The following is a 20,479-nucleotide window of genomic DNA, read 5'->3' on the forward strand; positions in this document are numbered from 1 at the left end:
CGGACGCACGGAAACGCCGGGCGGAGGTCAACGCATGGTCATGCCCGCACCGACGCGGGCGGCGATGCGCGAGAATCCTCGTCGTGATCATGAACCGGGCCGTCGCCGCCGTCGCCGTCCTCCTCCTGGCCCTCGCCGGCTGCGGCGGCGGACATCGCAGGGCCGCGGGTCCGTCCAGGGCGCCCCGATCCGCTCCCTCGCCCGCGGTGGCCGAGAACGGCAGGCCGGGGAACGCGGACTGGAAGGTGCGCAAGACCGGCGCCGAGCACGCCATCGAGGGCTTCGCCGACCGCGTGAGCGTGCTGCCCGGCGAGTCGTTCCGGCTGTTCGTCTCCACCACGGCCAAGGGCTATACCGTCAGCGCCTTCCGCATGGGCTGGTACGCCGGGGCCCAGGCGAGGAAGGTCTGGACCGCGCCGCCCCAGGCCGGGCGGCGGCAGGGGGCCGCGAAGACGACAGGTAAGACGCACACGGTCACCGCGTCCTGGCAGCCCTCGCTCACCGTCTCCACCCGCGGCTGGCCGGAAGGCTCCTACCTGCTGCGCCTCGACGCCGACTCGGGGGCCCAGCGGTTCGTGCCGATCACCGTACGGTCGGCGAGCACGGCGGGCAGGGTCGTGATCCTGAACGGGACGACGACCTGGCAGGCGTACAACATGTGGGGCGGCCGGGACCTGTACCAGGGGCCGGGCGGCTTCGACGGCCGGTCCCGCGCGGTGAGCTTCGACCGCCCGTACGACGGGAACGGCGCGGTGAAGTTCCTGGCCTTCGAACAGCCCGCCATCGCGCTCGCCGAGAAGACGGGGCTGCCCCTCGCGTACGAGACCGACAACGACCTGCACCACGACCCGCGGCTGCTCGACGGCGCACGGGCGCTGGTCACCCTCGGCCACGACGAGTACTGGTCGACCGCCATGCGCGACGAGACGACGAAGGCCCGCGACGCCGGGATGAACATCGCGTTCCTCGGGGCCAACGCGGTCAACCGGCACATCCGGTTCGAACCGACCGCCCTCGGCGCCGACCGCCTCGTCGTCTGCTACAAGAGCGCCGACGAGGACCCGATCAAGGATCCGGCGGAGAAGACCCAGGACTGGCGCCTGTCGCCCAAGCCGCGCCCGGAGAGCGCCTTGATCGGGATCATGTACACCTGCTTCCCCGCCGACGGGGCGTGGAAGGTGTACCGGCCGGACGCCTGGATGTTCGCCGGCACCGGCGCGCGCGAGGGGGAGGAGTTCCCCGGCGTGATCGGACCGGAGTCGGACGCGGTGACCTCGGGCGGCCCGACCCCGCGGCCCATCGAGGTGCTGGCCCACTCGACGATCCACTGCGGCACCTACACGACGACCAGCGACGCGACGTATTACACGGCCAAGAGCGGGGCCGGGGTGTTCGCCACCGGGACCATGCGCTGGGTCTGCTCGATGCGCGGACGGGCCTGCGGCCACGGGGTGACCGGCAAGGCGGCGTCCTTCGTGTCCAAGGTCACCGAGAACGTCCTGCGCGCCTTCGCCGCCGGTCCGGCCGGCCGGGCCCACCCGGTACGCGACAACCTCGGGAAGATCCGGCCGGCCAAGACCGGTCTGGCGCAGGGCGCGGACCTGGACTGAGGCGTGGACGGGAGGCGGAGCGTGGCGCGGTCAGTTGACCGTCGAGCCGCCCGTGTCGGTGGAGAAGACGCGGGAGACCGGGCCGAGGCGCGGGACCACGACCCGTACCGTCCGGGTCGCGGCGTATCCGACGCCCAGGGTGACCACGCCGCCGATGGCGTCGAGCACGTAGTGATTGGCCGTCCCCAGGATCACGAACACGGTCGCGGCGGGATAGCAGTACGCCAGCCACCGGAACCGGCTGGGCCGCGCCAGGTCGGCGATGGCGATCGCGCACCACAGGGACCACCCCGTGTGCAGCGACGGCATGGCGGCGTACTGGTTGGACACCGAGGCGACCGGCGAGGCGCTGGACTCGTACAGGCCGGTGGTGTGGAACGAGAGCACCGTGTCGACGAACCCGGGGATCATGCGCGGCGGCGCCAGCGGGTACAGCCAGAACCCGACGAGGGCGAGCACCGTGGTCGCGAAGATCAACCGCCGGTAGAACACGTAGCGGTCCGCATGGCGCACGTAGAGCCAGACGAGCACGCCGATCGTGATGATGAAGTGGAGGCTCGAGTAGTAGTAGTTCGCGCTCACTCCGAGCCAGCGCTCGTCCGTGAACAGCCGGTTGATCGACAGCTCGACGTTCAGGTGGAGCAGGCGCTCCAGGTGGAGGATGTCGTGCCCGCGGCTCAGCGCCGCCGTGTGGTTGCGCGGCACGAGATCGCGCACCAGGGAGTAGGCGCCGTAACAGAGGGCGATGAGCAGAATCTCGCGATAGAACCGGGGGCGCCCGGCGGCGCGCCCGCCGGCCTGCTCCCCCGTCAGGTCGCCCGTGGCGACCGGCACCACGGCCGACCTTGACATGATCCCCATGTTCTCAGATCGAATCGGGTGACCCGTCGGTATTGCTTGTCTTGTTTGTCACTTTGTGATCTTTCATCGGTCCGATCCTCGTCATCTTCGCCAGGGGAAGCCTGCCGATGAGCAGCGCGGACGCGGTGATCACAACACCCGCCGCCGCGTCCACCACGTAATGATTGGCGGTCGAGAAGATCACCAGAATTGTCACGACCGGGTAAAGCGCGGCGATCGCCCGTACCCAGGGACGCTTCGAAAGCGTCACGACCGCGATCGCGCACCACAATGCCCATCCGGCGTGCATTGACGGCATCGCCGCGAACTGATTGGTCAGCGAACCGGCCTCCGGCGACGAATAGAGGCCGAAGCTGTGCAGCGCCACCACCGGGTCGACGAAGCCGCGGCCGCCGAGGAAACGCGGTGGCGCCAGCGGGTACAGCCAGAAGCCGAGCAGCGCGATCCCGGTGGCGACCATCAGGGCCGCGCGCAGCCGGCGGAAGTGCTCCGGCCGCCGCCGGTAGAGCCACACGAGCACGGTCAGGGTGACCGCGAAGTGGGCGGTGGCGTAGAACCAGTTCGCCACCTTGGCCACTGACGGCGTCCGCAGGAGCGCGTGGTTGAGGTCCAGCTCGACGTCGATGCCCAGCGCGTGCTCCAGCCGCAGAACCTGTGACGCGTGCGCGTACGCCATCGTCTCGTCGTGCGGGATCAGCAGCCGGACCAGCGTGTACGCGCAGTAGAAGGCGGCGGCCAGCGCGAGCTCGCGCCAGAGCCGGAGCGCCGGCGAGCGTACGGACGAGGCGGTGGGCTGCTTGTCGACGGGACGGGGACGGGGGGCGGCTAGCTGGGCCATGCTGTCAATCTTCGACGAGCCGCATCCCTTTGTGATCATCTTCAGGAATGGTCTGCGACTCGCACCAGGAGACTATGCGCCTAGTCCTCAGGGGGGATGCCGTCTCCACCGGGTCCCACGGGATCACGACCAGCGTAAGCCACGTTCGCGTGTGCCGGGAACGCCGATCCGGCCGCCGCCCCGGCGGCGCCCGCGGGCACCGGCCGGGCCGGGACGCCCGGTGACGACGGGTCACCGGGCGGTGTGCCGCTGCGGCGTCCCGGCCCTCGCCGATCAGGGCCCGACCGGGTGTGCGCGCGGTTCACAGGCCGGTCAGGACAGCGGGGGCAGCACCTGCTCGGAGGGGGTGCCCTCGCGGAGCGCGCGGCCGACCGTGCAGTGGTTCTCGTGCACGCGGTGCGCGACCTCGGTGAAGATCTGCGGCGCCTTGTCGTCGCCCTCCGGGAACTCGACGTCGTACGTGACGGTGATCGTGCCGAGCTTGGTCGGCGCGACCTTCTCGGCCTCCACGCGCGCGGCGAGCCTGACGAGCCGGTGACCGCGTTTGGCGGTGAGCGGCTCGACCGTCACGATCTCACAGCCGCCCAGCGCGGCCAGCAGCAGTTCGACGGGGGTGAAGACCCCGTCCTCATCGGAGCCCCCGACGGCCACCTCCGCGCCGCGGTCGTTCCGGGCGACGAAGCCTCCGTCGTCGGTGCGCTCCACCCGAACCGAAGCCATGGTGCCTCCTCTGTAGGTCGCTGTGCCTAACCATGGTCCCGGACGAGTTGTTCCAGCCAGGTACGGGCCTGGTCCACATGCGTCTCGGCCAGCCCGTGCAGCGGATCCACCGGCACGATGAGGTACGGGCCCAGCCCGTCCTCTCCGGCGAGGGCCTCCGGCACGTCCGGTTCGTCCTCCAGCCAGACGAACGGCCGTTCGCCCACCCAGGCGGCCACGTGCCGGGCCTTCCACGCTCCGAGGGAGAACTCCGGATCGTGGCGGGGGATCGGGACGTACCGCAGGGTGGACGGCAGCCCGATCCGCGGGCTGATCCAGTCGTTCGCCGCGTCCCTCCAGTAACTCGCCCAGACGATCTCCGCGCCGGTGGCGGCCGCGAGGCCGGTCAGGAGCGGTCCGTGCAGCGGGTTGAGCAGCAGCCGGTAGACCACCCCGTCGGGGGAGGCCCGGTACCGCTGATAGCCGGGGGAGCGTTGCAGGGGATTGAGAACACCGTCCACGTCGAGCAGCACCAGCGGCGTGTCCATGCATCGGACGCTATGTCAGCCGATGCGCTCCGGCCAGTGGTCGGCGGGAGAAATGATCGATCAAATTTCATTTTCCCGTGCGGGGGCCGAGGCCCGCCCGTCAGGAGATCCCGGTCGCGGCGCTGCGCCGTTCGATGAGGACGACGTCGCGCCAGCGGTCGTGGTGCCGGCCGAGACGCTCCCGGACGCCGACGGTACGGAACCCGGCCTTGGCGTGCAGCCGCAGGCTGGCCGTGTTCTCCGGGAAGACGCCCGACTGGATCGTCCAGATCCCGTCGGCCTCCGTCGAGTCGATGAGCGCCCGCAGGAGCGCGGAGGCGATGCCGCGGCCGCAGTGGTCGGGGTGGACGTACACGCTGTGCTCGACGACGCCCGCGTAGACGCAACGGCCGGACACCGCGGTGACGGCCACCCAGCCGAGGATCCGGCCCGTGGCCGTGTCCGCGGCGACGTGCCGGTGCGCCGGCAGCCTGGCCCGGTCGAAGGCGTCCCACGTCGGAGCCTCGGTCTCGAAGCTGGCGTCGCCGCCGTCGAGACCCGCCTGATAGATCGCCAGGACCTCGCCGGCGTCCTCGCTCCGCATCGGCCGGATCGTGACGCCCGGCGGAACGGGAGCCCGGCCGTCCGGCGGCGCCACCGCACCGAGGAGCTCGTCCAGCAGGGCACGGACGCGGCGGTCGATCTCCTCGCGGATCGGCCGGATCTCGTCGGCGGACCGTCCCGCCGGATCGGGGAGCCGCCAGTCGAGGTACCGCTTGCCGGGAAGGACCGGGCAGGCGTCACCGCAACCCATGGTGACCACCACGTCGGCCGCCCGGACCGTGTCGCCGGTCAGCGCCTTGGGGGACCGCGCGGACAGGTCGATGCCGAGCTCACCCATCACCTGGACGACGGCCGGGTTGATCTCCGAGGCGGGCGCGGAGCCGGCGGAGCGGACGCGCACCCGCCCGGCGGCGTGGTGTTCGAGCAGGGCGGCGGCCATCTGGGAGCGTCCGGCGTTGTGCACGCAGACGAACAGCACCTCGGGGATCTCGGGCACGTCCGTCACCCCTCCACCGCGCCGAACGCGTGCCGGGGCCGCAGGAGCGCCGACAGCCGTGTCAGCGCGGTCGGGTTGATCCAGTAGTAGACCCAGGTGCCCCGGCGCTCGGAGTCGATCAGACCGGCCTGCTTGAGCACCTTGAGGTGATGCGAGATCGTCGGCGCCGTCAGCTCGAAGGCCGACGTCAGGTCGCAGACGCACGCCTCCCCGCCGTCATGGCAGGCGATCAGCGACAGCAGGCGCAACCGGACCGGGTCGGCGAGCGCCTTGAACAGCGGTGCCAGGTCCTCGGCCTCACCGGCGGTCAGCGGCTCGCACGCCAGCGGCGCGCAGCACGCGCCCGCGTCGGCCTCCGACACGTCGAGCAGCGACAGCCCCTTCTTCGACATGTTTCTAATTTGACACACGTCTATGCAGCATCGCAAACTGACGGCGCGGGGCTGATTAGATGATTATCTAATCAGCGCTCCCGTCGCTCGCCCCGACCCGTGGAAGGACCATCCGATGTCCCGTATCCAGCTCGCCCTGCGCGTCGCCGACCTGGAGGCCTCCGTCGCCTTCTACACCCGGCTCTTCGGTGCCGAGCCCGCCAAGCGCCGACCCGGCTACGCCAACTTCGCCATCGCCGAGCCCCCGCTGAAGCTGGTCCTGATCGAGGGCGAGACGGGCGAGGAGACGCGGATGGATCACCTCGGGGTCGAGGTCGAGCACACCGGCCAGGTCGCGGCCGCGGCCGAGCGCCTCAAGGAGGCCGGCCTGGCGACGGTCGAGGAGGCCGACACGGCCTGCTGCTACGCGGTGCAGGACAAGGTCTGGGTGCGCGGCCCCGGCTCCGAGCCGTGGGAGGTCTACGTCGTCAAGGCCGACGCCGACACCCTCGAGAGGCCCACCGGCTCGACCTGCTGCCTCCCCGCCACCGGCGAGTCCCGGGCCGCCCCCGGCCGCTGAAGGCCGGAGCGCCGGAACCGATCGTCGCCCGGTCCGTGAAACGGACGAGCGCCCCGCCACCGGAACCGGTGGCGGGGCGCTCGCTCGGCGTCCGCGGGATCAGACGTCGTAGTACAGCTCGAACTCGTGCGGGTGCGGGCGGAGCCGGATCGGGTCCAGCTCGTTCTCGCGCTTGTAGGCGATCCACGTCTCGATGAGGTCCGGCGTGAACACGCCGCCCTCGAGGAGGTAGTCGTGGTCGGCCTCGAGCGCGTTCAGGACCGCCTCCAGCGAGCCCGGGACCTGCGGGATGTTGCGCGCCTCCTCGGGCGGCAGCTCGTACAGGTCCTTGTCCACCGGCTCCGCCGGCTCGACCTTGTTCTTGATGCCGTCGAGGCCGGCCATCAGCATGGCCGAGAACGCGAGGTACGGGTTGGCGGACGGGTCCGGAACGCGGAACTCCAGGCGCTTGGCCTTGGGGTTCGACCCGGTGATCGGGATCCGGACGCAGGCCGAGCGGTTCCGCTGGGAGTACACCAGGTTGACCGGCGCCTCGTAGCCCGGGACCAGGCGGTGGAAGGAGTTCACCGTCGGGTTGGTGAAGGCCAGCAGCGACGGGGCGTGCTTGAGCAGGCCGCCGATGTAGTAGCGCGCGGTGTCGGACAGGCCCGCGTAGCCGACCTCGTCGTAGAAGAGCGGCGAGCCGTCCTTCCACAGCGACTGGTGGCAGTGCATGCCGGAGCCGTTGTCACCGAAGATCGGCTTGGGCATGAAGGTGACGGTCTTGCCGTGCTGCCGGGCGACGCTCTTGATGATGTACTTGTAGAGCATCATCTTGTCGGCCATGGTCAGCAGCGTGTCGAACCTGATGTCGATCTCCGCCTGACCGGCGGTGCCGACCTCGTGGTGCTGCATCTCGGTCTCGATGCCGCACTCGATGAGCTGCCGGACCATCTCCGAGCGCAGGTCGGTGAAGTGGTCCATCGGCGGGACCGGGAAGTAGCCGCCCTTGAACCGCGGCTTGTACCCGAGGTTGCCGCCGTCCTCCTTGCGGCCGGTGTTCCACGCGCCCTCGATGGAGTCGATGTGGAAGTACGACTCGTGCGCCTTCGTCTCGAAGCGCACGTCGTCGAAGATGTAGAACTCCGCCTCCGGGCCGAAGAACGCCGTGTCCGCGATGCCGGTGCCGCGCAGGTAGTCCTCCGCCTTGCGGGCGACGTTGCGCGGGTCGCGGGTGTACGGCTCGCCGGTCAGCGGGTCGTGGACGAAGAAATTGAGGTTCAGCGTCTTGTGCTGGCGGAACGGGTCGACCACAGCCGTCGACGGGTCCGGCAGCAGCAGCATGTCCGACTCGTGGATCTCCTGGAACCCACGGATGGACGAACCGTCGAACATCAGCCCGTCGGTGAAGACGTTCTCTCCGAAGTTCTCCACCGGGAACGTGAAGTGCTGCGTGGTGCCGGGCAGATCCGTGAACCTGCAATCGACGAACTGCACCCCTTCGTTCCTGATGAAGTTCAGGACCTCTTCGGCGTTGTTGAACATCCAACCTCCTTGGGGCGCTCTAGTGCGGTTAGAACGTTAGGTGCCCGCCGTTTCCGACCCGTGTCCCATGTGTTTCGCGTGTGTTACGGCCACCCTGGAACCGTTCGAACGCGGTTCGGCGGATAGCTTTGGGGGTATGACTGAACGTCGGCGCTCGATCGGATCATGGATCGAAGGAGCTCGCGCGGCAGGCGTGGACCTCGGGTACCCCGGTGAGCGGATGGGTCTCCCGCGCGAGGGGACGGGCTCCGCGGCGGGGTACGGCCGGCGGCTGGGCGCCCTGGTGATCGACTGGCTGATCGCCCTCGCGGTCGCCGCCGTCCTGGCGGGCGCCCTGCACGTGGGCCCGCAGACCCGCAGTCTCATCACGCTGCTCGTGTTCGGCGTGATGGCGTGGCTGCTCATCGGGTCGATCGGGACGACGGTGGGCAAGCGGCTGTGCGGGCTGCGGGTCGTCCGCGTCGACGGCGGCCCGGTCGGGCCGTTGTGGGCCTTCGTGCGCGCGCTGCTGCTGGTGCTGGTCGTGCCCGCCCTCATCTGGGACCGCGACTACCGCGGCCTGCACGACCGCGCCGCGAACAGCGTCGTCGTACGGCTCTGAGCCGTACCTCTCCGATGCGGGCCCGCCGTCTCCGGGAGGGCCCGCCACGCTAACGGGTGCGGGGCTTGGGGCCCTTCGGCATCCGGACGCCCTTCGGAATCGGGCCCTTGGGCATCTGCATCGCCTGCGGCAGCGCGTTGAGCCGGTCGATCAGCTCGCTGACCTGCTCCTTCTTGAGGTTGCGCGGCAGCTTGGTCAGGTGGCGCTGCAGTTTGGCGATCGGGACCTGACCCTCTTCGGAGCCGACCTGGATGTCGTAGATCGGCACCTCGGAGGCGGCACGGGAGATGCGCTTCTTCTCGGCGCCGATCAGCTTGCCGACCCGCGACCGCGGACCCTCCGACAGCAGGATCACGCCGGGCGTGCCGATGACGCGGTGTACGACGTCCATGTTGCGGTTGGCCTGCACGGCGGGGGTGACGACCCAGCGGCCCCGCATGTTCTCCACCAGGGAGGCGGCGGCGCCCGGCCGGCCCTCCAGCATGGAGTACTGCGTGCGCTGCGCCATCTGACCGAACACGATCATGCCGACCAGGATGGCGACCAGGACGCCCAGCGGGATCAGGTAGAGCGCCTGACCGAGCAGCAGCCCGAGGACGACGAAGACGACGAGGACGCCGAGGGCGGACGCGAAGACGATCGGCATCGCCTTCGGGTTGGCCTGGTGGACCAACGAGGCGACCATGCGCAGCTGCTTGACGCGACCGGCGCGCTCGTCCTGCGTGCCTTCCTGGGGCTTCTTTGGCATGGATGGAAGGATACGAGGCTTCGTGACCCTAGTCGAAAGCGGGCCAGCGAGCCGTTAACAAATTTCGATCCAGCCACAGGGGGTGTAAAGCGTTGACATGATCCGGTCCGCCGTCTTAGCGTCCCGAAGCAGGTTTCCGCTGCTCTTGGAGTCGTCATGGCGTGGTCCGATGTACGTGCTTCGGTATGGAAGGTTCCGCTTCTTGTGTCAGCTGGTCTCGCCACCGTGATGGCGACCACGACGCCCGGCTCGGCGGAGGTGACCCCCGCGAACCAGTCCCGCGTCGCCTATCACCAGTGGACGTCGGCGCGCGACTTCGCCGCCGGCTCCTCCGAGGGGGTGCGCCGGCTGGGATCGGGCGCGCTCACGATCGCCCATCCCGTCGGCACCACCACCTACACGGACCCGTACGGCGCCGGCACCAAGACCTGGGACTACGCCCGCTGGACCTCACCGAACGTTGCGGTCGGGTTCGGCGCCAGCCAGCTCGTCGCGTCCTGGAACGCCAGCACGCCGCACGGCAGCTGGCTGCAGGTGGAGATGCGCGGGCACACCGGCGCGGGCGCCGAGACGAAGTGGTACGTCATGGGCCGCTGGGCGTCCGACGACCCGGGCGAGGGCGGCGACATCTACCGCACCTCGGTCCCGGGGCAGAAGGACGGCGACGGCAACGTCGACATCGACACCTTCGTCGCCGCGAACTCCCTCACGTCCTACCAGCTGCGCGTGACGCTCTACCGCCTCCCCGGTGAGCACGTCCGCCCCGTGCTGCGCTCGGTCGGCGCGATGGCCTCGCTCGTGCCGTCCCGTACGACGGTGCCGGCGAGCCCGCTCGGCGGAGCGGAGGGCATCGAGCTGAAGGTGCCCGCCTACTCCCAGGACATCCACAAGGGGCAGTACCCCCAGTACGACAACGGCGGCGAGGCGTGGTGCAGCCCGACCTCGACCTCGATGGTCGTCTCGTACTGGAAGCGCGGGCCGTCCAAGAAGGACCTCGCCTGGGTCGACCCGTCCTACGCCGACCCGCAGGTCGACTACGCCGCCCGTAACGTCTACGACTACAACTACCAGGGCGCGGGCAACTGGCCGTTCAACCCGGCGTACGCCGCCCGCTTCGGCCTGAACGGCTTCATCACCCGGCTGCGGTCCCTCAACGAGCTGGAGCAGTTCATCAAGGCCGGCATCCCGGTCGTGACCTCGCAGTCGTTCAAGGCCTCGGACCTGCCGGGCGCCGGCTACAGCACGAACGGGCACCTGATGGTGGTCGTCGGGTTCACCAAGACCGGCGACCCGATCATCAACGACCCGGCGTCGCCGTCGGACGCGGCCGTGCGGCACGTCTACCCGCGGGCCAACTTCGAGAACGTCTGGCAGCGCAGCTCGTCCAGCGGAGGCATCGTCTACATCATGTACCCGCCCGGCCACCGGCTCCCGCCGAACGTCCACGGCGTCGAGAAGAACTGGTGACGGCGCTCGCCTGAGACGTACGGTCCCCGAAGAACTTCTGTCCCCCCGGAAGAGAGGAACGCCCCGGCCCGCGGCCGGGGCGTTCCCCTGTGCGCGTGTCAGTCGGCGGTGTGCGTGTCAGGCCTGGCGGGCGGTGATGGCCTGCTGGTAGAGGCGTCCGGCGCGGTAGCTGGAGCGGACCAGGGGTCCGGACATGACTCCGGCGAAGCCGATGGCTTCGGCTTCGGCCTGCAGTTCGATGAATTCTTCGGGTTTGACCCAGCGTTCGACGGGGTGGTGGCGGGGGGAGGGGCGCAGGTACTGGGTGATGGTGAGCAGTTCGGTCCCGGCTTGGTGCAGGTCGTGCATGGCTTCGGTGATCTCTTCGCGGGTTTCGCCCATGCCGAGGATGAGGTTGGACTTGGTGACCAGTCCGGCTTGGCGGGCGGCGGTGAGGACGGCGAGGGAGCGTTCGTAGCGGAAGCCGGGGCGGATGCGTTTGAAGATGCGGGGGACGGTTTCGAGGTTGTGGGCGAGGACTTCGGGGTGTGCGGAGAAGACCTCGGCCAGGAGGTGGGGGACGTTGTTGAAGTCGGGGATGAGGAGTTCGACGCCGCAGCCGGGGATGGCGGTGTGGATTTGCCGGACGGTTTCGGCGTAGAGCCAGGCGCCGCCGTCGGGCAGGTCGTCGCGGGCGACGCCGGTGACGGTGGCGTAGCGCAGGCCCATGGTGGCGACGGAGTCGGCGACGCGGCGGGGTTCGTCGGGGTCGTAGGCGGCGGGTTTGCCGGTGTCGATCTGGCAGAAGTCGCAGCGGCGGGTGCATTGGTCGCCGCCGATGAGGAAGGTGGCTTCGCGGTCTTCCCAGCATTCGTAGATGTTGGGGCAGCCGGCTTCCTGGCAGACGGTGTGCAGGCCTTCGGTGCGGACCAGGTCGGTGAGTTCGCGGTATTGCGGGCCCATCGACAGCCGGGTCTTGATCCAGGGCGGTTTGCGCTCGATCGGTGTCGCGGCGTTCCTGGCCTCGACACGCAGCAGCTTCCGGCCCTCAGGGGATACGGCGGTCACCCGTCCAGGGTATGTCCGTATTCACCCGTGTTGCGCAAGCCGGTCCCATAGTGGACGATCTTCCGGGAAAAGCGCGGTCGCGACCCGGAACAGTGCCGGCTCCGTGCTCCACGTCGGCCCGCCGAGGCGCCGGCGGGAGGTTGAGATCGGTGTTTTATCTCGTTCTCACCATACGTAGCTGTCGATCTCTCTAAGGTGACGTGGGTGTCGCGTGCGGATGATGTATGACGGAGGTCAGGCGTGCGAGTGGCCATGACGTACCTCAGGCTTCCGGAGGCCGAGGGCGGAGGCGATCCGGGGGCCCGCGCCCGCGCGGTGTTCGGCCGCGGTAACTGGCGGGAGAAGCACCCCGTGCTCCCCGTCGCCGGTGCGTGGCAGGCCCTGCACTACCTGCTGACCGGCGACCCGTGGGACGGCCCGCACCCGGCCGCGGACGTCGTCTGCGGCGGGCGGCTGCTCACCGAGGACGGCGCCGAGGAACTCGGCGTCGACGTCATCTACCTGACCGCCGAGCGGGTCAAGCTGGCCGCCGACCACCTCACCGCGACCGAGTTCGCGCGAATCGCCGGACGCTACGACGCCGAGCGGATGGCCGAACTCGGCGTCCAGGGCGCGGAGGACTGGGTGGGCGAGCCCGCCGAGGCGATCCGCGACGGTGAACTGCGCGTGGTGTACGAGCGGCTCACCCGTTTCTTCGAGGCCGCCTCGGCGGAGGGACAGGCCATCTTCAAGGCGATGGGCTGACCCGACCCCCCGCGCCGACCCAGCCGTGGGCCGACCCGACCCCCGTGCCGACCCGACCCCCGTGCCGACCCGGCCGTGGGCCGACCTGCCGAGGAGACGGCCTGACCGCCTGCCGACCCGGCCGTGGACCGGCCGATCCGTGGACCGGCCTGACCCTGCGCCCACCTGTCCGTGAGCCGACGCGGCCGCGGACCGGGCCGATGGGCCTCCGCCTCAGCGCCTTGGCCCGTGCCGTCAGGAGGTGACGGGCCGGCCGAGCATCGCGTCGAGCGAACGGTGCGCGGTGCCGGACGCGTCGAGCGCCTCGGCGAGGCGCGCCTCGGTCAGCGCGAGCACCTCCGGCACGGTGACCTCGCGGCCCAGCTCGGCGGAGAGCGACGTCGTGCCCGCGTCACGGATGCCGCAGGGCACGATCTTGTCGAACCACCCCAGGTCACAGTCGCAGTTGATCTCGAACCCGTGCATCGTGACGCCGCGCGACACCCGGATGCCGATCGCGCCGACCTTGCGGTCGGGAACGCCGGGCACCCACACTCCGCTGCGGCCCTCCACCCGCTTGGTGGCCAGGCCCAGGTCGGCGCACGTCGAGATCAGCGCCGCCTCGATGGTGCGGACGTACGCGACGACGTCGACGGGCTCCCGGAGCTTCACGATCGGGTACCCGACGAGCTGGCCGGGGCCGTGCCAAGTGATCTTCCCGCCGCGGTCCACGTCGATCACCGGCGCGCCCGGGTCTCCGATCGGGCGGTCGAGCGGCTCCGTGCGCTTGCCCGCCGTGTAGACCGGCGGATGCTCCAGCAGGAGACACACATCGGGGATCTCGTCGGCGACCCGCCGCTCGTGCAGCCGGCGCTGCAGCTCCCACGCCTCCTCGTACGGGATCGCCCGCTCGCCGAAGCCGGCGTGGATGAAGACCAGGTCGCCGGTGCCGGTGTTCGCAGGCCGCTCGCCGAGGACGGTGGTGGATTCTTCGCTGACGCTCACGACCATCAGCGTACGTCCTTCTAGAACGACGCCAGCAGCCGAGGCTCGATCCGTGTCTCCTTGACCCCACCGGAGCCGTCCGCGGCGACCTGGTAGGCGCCCTGGCCCTCGACGTACGACACGGCCTGGACGAACTCGGTACCGACGTAGTGCAGCGCGACCGCCTCGTCGGCGGCGTACCCGTCGGGCAGCTCGCCCTCGGCGACGAGACGCTGCAGCAGCGGCCGCCGCTGCCGGTCGCTGTCGTAGTGGACACCGCAGGAGTAGGGGAGCAGGCCCAGCCCGTCGGTGAGGGGGCGCAGGTGCGGACCGAAGGAGTCGGTCGTGCCGCCGACGTGCCAGCACAGCGCTCCGGCGCTCTGCCCGCACAGGACGACGCCCGTCCGCCAGGCCTCGGCGAACGCGTCGGCGAGGCCGTGCAGGCGCCACAGGGCCAGCAGGTTGGCGACGCTTCCCCCCGAGACGTAGACGAGGTCCTGGGCCAGCAGGTGCGCCGCCGGGTCCTCGTGGTTCGGCATCGGGAACAGCGCCAGGTGGCTCACCTCGGCGTCGGTCCCGGCGAGCGCGGCGTAGAAACGGGCGATCGCGTCGGCGGCGTCGCCGAGCGCGGTCGCGAGATGGCAGACCCGCGGGCGGTCCTGGCCGGTGAGGTCCAGGGCGTACCGGAGAAGGGGGCTCGGCGTCAGCCCGTAGCGGTCGTTGGGCATGAAGCCGCCACCGCCGATCGCCACGATGTGCGGTTTACCGTCGGTGCTCATCTCTCGCTCTCTCCCTCGCCTCGCGGCCGGATCGTCCCGCGCCGCCGACCGGCCCGTCGCGTCGGGCCGCCCGACCACATCGCCCGCTCGCCCTCCGCGGCGCCCGGCCACTCGTCACGGTACGGCCCCGGCGCCGGGCCGTGCAGGCGGAGTGGCGCGTTCGTTGCGACTTCCTGGGAGAGACCCGACCGACCTGCCGGCTCTCCCCGACCCGCCGACCCCGACCGACCTCCCGGGCTCTCCCCGACCAACCGACCCCGACCGACCTCCCGGGTCCCCGGGCGTTCAGGGGAGGATGCCGGCGAGCGCGGACGCCAGGTCCGGATGCCGGAAGCCGAAGTTCGCCGCGGTGAGGCGGGCGGGCAGGACGCGCTGGCTCACGAGCACGCCCTCGTCGGCCAGCCCGCCGAGCGCCAGCCGCAGCGCGAAGGGCGGGACGGCGAACGGGGTCGGCCGGTGCAGCGCGCGGCCGAGGGCGGTGGTGTAGGCGGCGTTGGTGACGGGTTCGGGGGCGGTGAGGTTCACCGGTCCCTCCAGCGGGCCGCCGATGAGGAAGCGCAGCGCCGCCACCTCGTCGGCGAGGGTGATCCAGCTGAACCACTGGCGGCCGCTGCCGAGGCGCCCGCCGAGCCCGGCTCGGAACAGGGGGAGCATCCGGCCGAGCGTGCCGCCTTCGCGCGCCAGCACGACGCCCGTACGCGGGATCACGACGCGGATCCCGGCCTCGGCGGCCGGCGCCGTGGCCGCCTCCCAGTCGCGGCAGACGTCGGCGAGGAAGCCCTCGCCCGGAGGACTGTCCTCGTCGACCGTACGGTCGCCGGTGCAGCCGTAGTAGCCGACCGCCGAGGAGGAGACCAGGAGCGAGGGCGGGTCGTCCATGGCCGCCAGCGCCCGGCAGAGGGTGCGGGTGCCCTCGATGCGGCTGTCGCGGATCTCCTGCTTGTAGCAGTCGGTCCAACGGCGATCGCCGATACCCGCTCCGGCGAGGTGGACGACCACGTCGACGCCCTCCAGGGAGGCCGTGTCCACCTCCCCGAACGGATCCCAGCGGACCTCGTCGTCGGCCGCGGGCCGCCGTCGTACGAGCCTGAGAACGGTAAGGCCCTCGTCGCGCAGCGCGCGGACGAGGGCCTTACCGATGAGTCCGGTCGAACCGGTGATGGCGATCTGCACGATCGCAGCTTAGTTAGCGGACCGAACGAAAGACGGAGCCGACACAGACCTTAAAGGCCGAGTTCGGCCTCGAAGTTGCCCTCCTCGAGGCGGTTCTTCACCGTGGTGAGGAACCGCGCGGCGTCGGCGCCGTCCACCAGGCGGTGGTCGTAGGTCAGCGCGAGGTACACGATCGAGCGCACCGCGATGACCTCGCCGAGCTGCGGGTCGTCGATGACCGCGGGACGCTTGACGACCGAACCGGTGCCGAGCATGCCGACCTGCGGCTGGTTGAGGATCGGCGTGTCGAACAGCGCGCCACGGCTGCCGGTGTTGGTGATCGTGAACGTGCCGCCCGTGACCTCGTCGGGGCTGACCCGGTTGGTGCGGGTGCGCTCCGCCAGGTCCGCGATCCGCTGGGCCAGGCCGGCGAGGTTGAGCTGACCGGCGTTGTGGATCACCGGCACCATGAGGCCCTTCTCGGCGTCCACCGCGATGCCGAGGTTCTCGACGTCGTGGTAGGTCACCTCGTTGGTCTCGGAGTTGATGACGGCGTTGAGCTTCGGGTGCACCTTGAGCGCCTCGACGGCCGCTTGCGCGAAGAACGGCAGGAAGCTGAGCTTCACGCCCTCCCGCGCCAGGAAGTCGTCCTTGGCGCGCTCACGCAGCCGCGCGATCTTGGTGACGTCCGCCTCGACGACCGTGGTCAGCTGCGCCGACACCTGCAGCGACTCGACCATGTGCCGGGCGATCGACTGACGGGTGCGGGACATCTTCTCCGTGGTACCGCGCAGGCGCGACACCTCCGCCGAGACCGGCGCGGCCGGGCGGGCGGCGGGAGCGGCGGGAGCCTGCGCGGCGGCCGGGGCGGGCTGCGCGGGAGCCGGAGCGGCCTGCGGCGCCGGCTCGGGCGCCGGCTGCGGCGGTGCCTGCTTGGCCCGGGCGGCCTCCAGGACGTCCTGCTTGCGGATGCGCCCGCCGACGCCGGTGCCCTTGACGGTGGCCAGGTCCACGTCGTGCTCGGCCGCCAGCTTGCGGACGAGCGGCGTGACGTAGGGGCTCTCACCCGACGGCTGCTCGGCGGCCGTCTCCTGCTGCGGCGCCGGCGCGGGGGCCGGGGCCTCCTGACGCGGCTCGGGCTGCGGCGCCGCGGCGGCCGGCTGCGCGGCCGGAGCGGGCGGGGCGGCCTGCGGGGCCGGGGCCGGCGGCCAGGACGGCGCGGCCGGCTGCTGCGGCTCGGGCTGCGGGGCCGGGGCGGCCTGCGGGGCCGGGGCGGCCTGCGGGGCCGGGGCGGCCTGCGGGGCCGGGGCGGGCTCGGGCTGGGCCTGCTCCTGCTGCGGGGCGGCGTCGGCGGTCGCCTCGCCCTCCTGGGCGATGACGGCCAGCTCCGCGCCGACCTCCACGGTCTCGTCCTCGGCGACGGTGATGCTGCTCAGGACACCCGCGGCCGGCGACGGAATCTCGGTGTCGACCTTGTCCGTCGACACCTCGAGAAGCGGCTCGTCGGCCTCGACGCGCTCACCCTCCTTCTTGAGCCAGCGGGTGACGGTGCCCTCGGTCACGCTCTCGCCGAGCTGGGGCATGGTTACGGAGACCGGCATGGTTCTCAGCGACTCCTTGTGATACGTCGTGTTCTGGGTACGTGCGGGGTCAGCCGTGGACGTGCAGCGGCTTGCCGGCGAGCGCGAGGTGAGCCTCGCCGATCGCCTCGGACTGGGTCGGGTGCGGGTGGATGAGCTGGGCGACCTCGGACGGCAGGGCCTCCCAGTTGTAGATCAGCTGGCCCTCGGTGATGAGCTCGCCGACGCGGCTGCCGACGATGTGCACGCCCAGCACGGGACCGTCCTTGGCCGCGATCACCTTGACCTCGCCCTGCGTGCCCAGGATCTTGCTCCGGGGGTTGCCGGCCAGGTCGTAGGTGAACTCGATGATGTCGTGACCGCGCTCGCGGGCCACCGCGGAGGTGACGCCCACCGACGCGACCTCGGGCTCGGAGTAGGTGATGCGCGGAACGCCGTCGTAGTCGATCGGCGCCGGGTCCAGACCGCCCAGCCGCTCGGCGACGAGGATGCCCTCGGCGAAGCCGACGTGCGCCAGCTGGAGCGTCGGGACCAGGTCGCCGACCGCCGAGATGGTCGGGACGTTGGTGCGGCAGTACTGGTCGACCTTCACGAAGCCGCGCTCGGTCTCGACCCCGACCTCCTCCAGGCCGAGGCCCTCGGAGACCGGGCCGCGGCCCACGGCGACCAGCATGAGGTCGGCGTCGAGGGTCTTGCCGCCCTGGAGGGTGACGATGACGCCCGACTCGGTGTGCTTGACGCTCTCGAACCGCGCGCCGAGCTCGAACTTGATGCCGCGCTTGCGGAAGGCCCGCTCCAGCCGCTTGGAGCTGGACTCCTCCTCCAGCGGCAGCAGGTGCGGCAGCGCCTCGACGATCGTCACCTCGGCGCCGAAGGACCGCCACACGCTCGCGAACTCGACGCCGATGACGCCGCCGCCGAGGACGACCACGGACTGCGGGATCCGGTCGAGCACGAGGGCGTGGTCGCTGGAGATGACGCGCTCGCCGTCGATCTCCAGACCGGGCAGCGACCGGGGCACCGAGCCGGTGGCCAGCACGATGTGCCGGCCCTCGTACGTGGTGTCGCCGACCTGGACCGTGGTGGGGCCGGTCAGCCGGCCCTCGCCCTCGACGATCGTGATGCCCTTGGACTTGATCAGCCCGGTCAGGCCCTTCACGGTCGTGCTGACGACCTTGTCCTTGTAGGCGTGCACGCCCGGCAGGTCGATGCCCTCGAACCGGGCCTTGACCCCGAACGTGGCCGACTCGCGCGTCTGGTCGGCCACCTCGGCCGCGTGCAGCAGCGCCTTGGTCGGGATGCAGCCGCGGTTGAGGCACGTGCCGCCGAGCTTGTCCTTCTCGATCAGTACGACGCTCAGACCCAGCTCGACCGCCCGCAGGGCGCACGCGTATCCGCCGCTGCCGCCACCTAGGACGACGATGTCGTAGGGGCTATTCGACACAGGACGCTCCTTCGATGCCCGCTCGGGCGCCTCCGGCCCGGAGCGATTTCTTTTCCCGCACGCATCTTTCCACTTCCGGCCGCCGGGCCGGGACAGCGCCTCCCATCGGCCGCCGTCCGCCCGGCGGGACGACGCCTCTCACCCGCGCCGCCCGCCCGGCCGCCGAGCCGCGCGGGGGACGCGCCGTCCCCGCGCGCGGCCTGCCCGGGCCGCCCGGCGCGCGCCGCGCACCGGGCCTGCCGATTCCACGTCGGTCACAGGGTGCCGGCGGCGACGTCCTCGGCGATCTGGACGAGGGTGCGGACCGCGGATCCGGTGCCGCCCTTCGGGGTGTAGCCGTACGGCTGTCCCTGGTTGAAGGACGGGCCGGCGATGTCGAGGTGCGCCCAGCGCACGCCGTCCGGCACGAACTCCTTGAGGAAGATCCCGGCGACCAGCATCCCGCCCCAGCGCTCGCCGCTGATGTTGGCGATGTCGGCGACGGCCGAGTCCAGGCCCTTGCGCAGCTCCTCGGGCAGCGGCATCGGCCAGGCGGACTCGCCGGCGCGGCCGGCCGCGTCGACGACCTTCTCGCGCACGTCGTCGTCGTTGGCCATGACGCCGGTCGTCCGGGTGCCGAGCGCGACGAGCTGGGCGCCGGTCAGGGTGGCGACGTCGACGATCAGGTCGGGCTCGTCCTCGCCGGCCCGGACGATCGCGTCGGCCATGACGAGGCGGCCCTCGGCGTCGGTGTTGAGCACCTCGACGGTCTTGCCGCCGTAGATGGTCAGCACGTCGGAGGGGCGCTGCGCGGTGCCGCTCGGCATGTTCTCCGCGATGGCGAGATAACCGACGACCTTGACCTTCGGACCGAGCGCGGCGATGGCCTTCAGCGCGCCGAGCACGGCGCCGGCGCCGCCCATGTCGGACTTCATCCAGTCCATGGACTCGCTGGGCTTGAGGGACAGGCCGCCGGAGTCGAACGTGATGCCCTTGCCGACGAACGCGACGGTCTTGGTGGCCTCGGGGTGCTCGTAGGCGAGACGGACGAGGCGCGGCGGGTTGGCCGAGCCCTGGCCGACCCCGACGATCCCGCCGTAACCGCCCTCCACCAGGGCGTGCTCGTCGAGGACCTCGACCGACAGGCCGGCCTCCTCGCCGACCTCGCGCGCGGCGGCGGCGAGATCCTCCGGGTTCAGGTCGGAGGGCGGGGCGTTGACCAGGTCGCGGACCAGGGAGACGGCCTCGGCGAGCGTACGGGCGCGGTCGAGGGCGCCCTGGACCACGCCGTTCGTGTCGGCCTCGGTCACCACGGTGATCTCCGCGACCGGGTGCTTGTGACCGTCGCCGGTCCGGTAGTTCAGGAAGGCGTAGTTGCCGAGCAGCGCGCCGGTGGCGACGGCGGCCACCTCGTCCGCGGTGGCGGCGGGCAGCAGGACCGCGACCGAGCCGGAGCCCGCGAGCGAGCGCAGCGCGGCACCGGCCGCCCGGCGCAGGGCCTCGGCGTCGTAGGACTCGCCGAGGCCGACGGCCACGACGAGCGGGGCGGCCAGGTTGCCGAACGTCGGCACCTTGGTGACCTCACCCGGCTTGCCCTCGGCGCCCAATCCGCTCAGCGCGTCGACGAGGCGACCCTGGAAGGCCTCGTCGACCCCTGCGGCACCGGGCGCCAGGGCCGGCCCGGAGTCGTCGGTCACGACACCGATCACGACGGCGTCGACGTCAAGAGAAGCGGATTGAGCGTTGGCAAGGTGGAGGTTCGTCACACAGCCCGATGGTAGTCCTGCCTCGCAGTTCTTTGTTCGAGTCCACGGACTTGGGCGATCTTCGCCGCGCGTCGTCCGGACCTTCGCCCTCGACCGGTCGATTACGATTCCTCGACTGGCCCCGTCGTCCTGGGACATC

The 20,479-nt window shown here is 71.1% G+C and carries 20 protein-coding genes and 1 pseudogene; 5 read left to right on the forward strand and 16 right to left on the reverse strand.

Features of this window, described 5'->3' with window-relative positions; genetic code table 11:
* The first annotated feature begins 89 nt into the window (after positions 1 to 89).
* On the forward strand, positions 90 to 1,610 hold the full coding sequence (locus NDW01_RS01385; RefSeq protein WP_308211643.1) for a N,N-dimethylformamidase beta subunit family domain-containing protein: 1,521 nt from the start codon (positions 90 to 92) through the stop codon (positions 1,608 to 1,610).
* 30 nt (positions 1,611 to 1,640) lie between these two features.
* Here NDW01_RS01385 and NDW01_RS01390 read toward each other — a convergent pair whose 3' ends face one another.
* The 7 genes and pseudogenes from NDW01_RS01390 to NDW01_RS01420 all read right to left on the reverse strand — a co-directional run bounded on the left by NDW01_RS01390 (position 1,641) and on the right by NDW01_RS01420 (position 5,987).
* A complete protein-coding gene (locus NDW01_RS01390) occupies positions 1,641 to 2,462 on the reverse strand; it encodes a phosphatase PAP2 family protein (protein ID WP_252815794.1) in 822 nt (273 codons plus the stop codon).
* Between the two features lie 13 nt (positions 2,463 to 2,475).
* Positions 2,476 to 3,309, reverse strand: a complete 834-nt coding sequence (locus tag NDW01_RS01395) for a phosphatase PAP2 family protein (RefSeq protein ID WP_252815796.1) — start codon at positions 3,307 to 3,309, stop codon at positions 2,476 to 2,478.
* 312 nt (positions 3,310 to 3,621) lie between these two features.
* Positions 3,622 to 4,029, reverse strand: a complete 408-nt coding sequence (locus NDW01_RS01400) for an OsmC family protein (RefSeq protein WP_252815798.1) — start codon at positions 4,027 to 4,029, stop codon at positions 3,622 to 3,624.
* Between the two features lie 26 nt (positions 4,030 to 4,055).
* Complete coding sequence (locus NDW01_RS01405; RefSeq protein ID WP_252815800.1) at positions 4,056 to 4,556, reverse strand: HAD domain-containing protein; 501 nt, start codon at positions 4,554 to 4,556, stop codon at positions 4,056 to 4,058.
* A gap of 100 nt (positions 4,557 to 4,656) precedes the next feature.
* Positions 4,657 to 5,193 (reverse strand): GNAT family N-acetyltransferase, encoded by a 537-nt coding sequence (locus NDW01_RS01410; protein WP_406567684.1) that lies wholly within the window; start codon positions 5,191 to 5,193, stop codon positions 4,657 to 4,659.
* A 6-nt stretch (positions 5,194 to 5,199) separates the two neighbouring features.
* Positions 5,200 to 5,604, reverse strand: a pseudogene (locus NDW01_RS01415) (arsenate reductase ArsC); the annotation flags it as partial.
* Positions 5,601 to 5,987: an ArsR/SmtB family transcription factor gene (locus NDW01_RS01420; RefSeq protein ID WP_252815802.1), complete on the reverse strand. Its 387-nt coding sequence runs from the start codon at positions 5,985 to 5,987 to the stop codon at positions 5,601 to 5,603. The pseudogene NDW01_RS01415 and the gene NDW01_RS01420, both read right to left, overlap by 4 nt.
* 115 nt (positions 5,988 to 6,102) lie before the next feature.
* Here NDW01_RS01420 and NDW01_RS01425 point away from each other — a divergent pair, with 115 nt between their 5' ends.
* Positions 6,103 to 6,546 (forward strand): ArsI/CadI family heavy metal resistance metalloenzyme, encoded by a 444-nt coding sequence (locus tag NDW01_RS01425; protein ID WP_252815804.1) that lies wholly within the window; start codon positions 6,103 to 6,105, stop codon positions 6,544 to 6,546.
* Between the two features lie 99 nt (positions 6,547 to 6,645).
* Here NDW01_RS01425 and glnA read toward each other — a convergent pair whose 3' ends face one another.
* Positions 6,646 to 8,070: a type I glutamate--ammonia ligase gene (gene glnA / locus NDW01_RS01430; RefSeq protein ID WP_252815806.1), complete on the reverse strand. Its 1,425-nt coding sequence runs from the start codon at positions 8,068 to 8,070 to the stop codon at positions 6,646 to 6,648.
* A 193-nt stretch (positions 8,071 to 8,263) separates the two neighbouring features.
* Here glnA and NDW01_RS01435 point away from each other — a divergent pair, with 193 nt between their 5' ends.
* Positions 8,264 to 8,671 carry an RDD family protein gene (locus NDW01_RS01435; RefSeq protein WP_308211615.1) on the forward strand — a complete coding sequence of 136 codons (408 nt, stop codon included), beginning with the start codon at positions 8,264 to 8,266 and terminating at the stop codon, positions 8,669 to 8,671.
* Positions 8,672 to 8,720: 49 nt separating this feature from the next.
* Here the strand turns inward: NDW01_RS01435 and NDW01_RS01440 are convergent, their stop codons facing one another.
* On the reverse strand, positions 8,721 to 9,419 hold the full coding sequence (locus tag NDW01_RS01440) for a DUF4191 domain-containing protein (RefSeq protein WP_252815810.1): 699 nt from the start codon (positions 9,417 to 9,419) through the stop codon (positions 8,721 to 8,723).
* Between the two features lie 204 nt (positions 9,420 to 9,623).
* Between NDW01_RS01440 and NDW01_RS01445 the strand changes: the two genes are divergently transcribed.
* Positions 9,624 to 10,886, forward strand: coding sequence for a C39 family peptidase (locus tag NDW01_RS01445; RefSeq protein WP_252815812.1), 1,263 nt, complete (start codon positions 9,624 to 9,626; stop codon positions 10,884 to 10,886).
* 117 nt (positions 10,887 to 11,003) lie between these two features.
* On the opposite strand, the gene lipA is transcribed toward NDW01_RS01445, so the two are convergent.
* On the reverse strand, positions 11,004 to 11,933 hold the full coding sequence (gene lipA, locus NDW01_RS01450; protein ID WP_252815814.1) for a lipoyl synthase: 930 nt from the start codon (positions 11,931 to 11,933) through the stop codon (positions 11,004 to 11,006).
* A 240-nt stretch (positions 11,934 to 12,173) separates the two neighbouring features.
* Between lipA and NDW01_RS01455 the strand changes: the two genes are divergently transcribed.
* Positions 12,174 to 12,677, forward strand: coding sequence for a DUF1877 family protein (locus tag NDW01_RS01455; RefSeq protein ID WP_252815817.1), 504 nt, complete (start codon positions 12,174 to 12,176; stop codon positions 12,675 to 12,677).
* A gap of 234 nt (positions 12,678 to 12,911) precedes the next feature.
* Here NDW01_RS01455 and lipB read toward each other — a convergent pair whose 3' ends face one another.
* The 6 genes from lipB to NDW01_RS01485 all read right to left on the reverse strand — a co-directional run bounded on the left by lipB (position 12,912) and on the right by NDW01_RS01485 (position 20,340).
* Entirely contained in the window at positions 12,912 to 13,667 is a 756-nt protein-coding gene (lipB, locus tag NDW01_RS01460; protein WP_406567673.1) for a lipoyl(octanoyl) transferase LipB, read from the reverse strand.
* Between the two features lie 14 nt (positions 13,668 to 13,681).
* Positions 13,682 to 14,419 (reverse strand): Type 1 glutamine amidotransferase-like domain-containing protein, encoded by a 738-nt coding sequence (locus NDW01_RS01465; protein WP_252815818.1) that lies wholly within the window; start codon positions 14,417 to 14,419, stop codon positions 13,682 to 13,684.
* Between the two features lie 285 nt (positions 14,420 to 14,704).
* Positions 14,705 to 15,592, reverse strand: coding sequence for a TIGR01777 family oxidoreductase (locus NDW01_RS01470; protein WP_252815820.1), 888 nt, complete (start codon positions 15,590 to 15,592; stop codon positions 14,705 to 14,707).
* 50 nt (positions 15,593 to 15,642) lie between these two features.
* On the reverse strand, positions 15,643 to 17,172 hold the full coding sequence (gene sucB / locus NDW01_RS01475) for a 2-oxoglutarate dehydrogenase, E2 component, dihydrolipoamide succinyltransferase (RefSeq protein ID WP_252815822.1): 1,530 nt from the start codon (positions 17,170 to 17,172) through the stop codon (positions 15,643 to 15,645).
* Between the two features lie 49 nt (positions 17,173 to 17,221).
* Positions 17,222 to 18,595: a dihydrolipoyl dehydrogenase gene (gene lpdA / locus NDW01_RS01480; RefSeq protein ID WP_252815825.1), complete on the reverse strand. Its 1,374-nt coding sequence runs from the start codon at positions 18,593 to 18,595 to the stop codon at positions 17,222 to 17,224.
* Between the two features lie 254 nt (positions 18,596 to 18,849).
* A complete protein-coding gene (locus NDW01_RS01485; RefSeq protein WP_252815827.1) occupies positions 18,850 to 20,340 on the reverse strand; it encodes a leucyl aminopeptidase in 1,491 nt (496 codons plus the stop codon).
* Between the last annotated feature and the right edge of the window lie 139 nt (positions 20,341 to 20,479).

The sequence above is a fragment of the Actinoallomurus soli genome (assembly GCF_024055715.1).
GTDB lineage: Bacteria > Actinomycetota > Actinomycetes > Streptosporangiales > Streptosporangiaceae > Actinoallomurus > Actinoallomurus soli.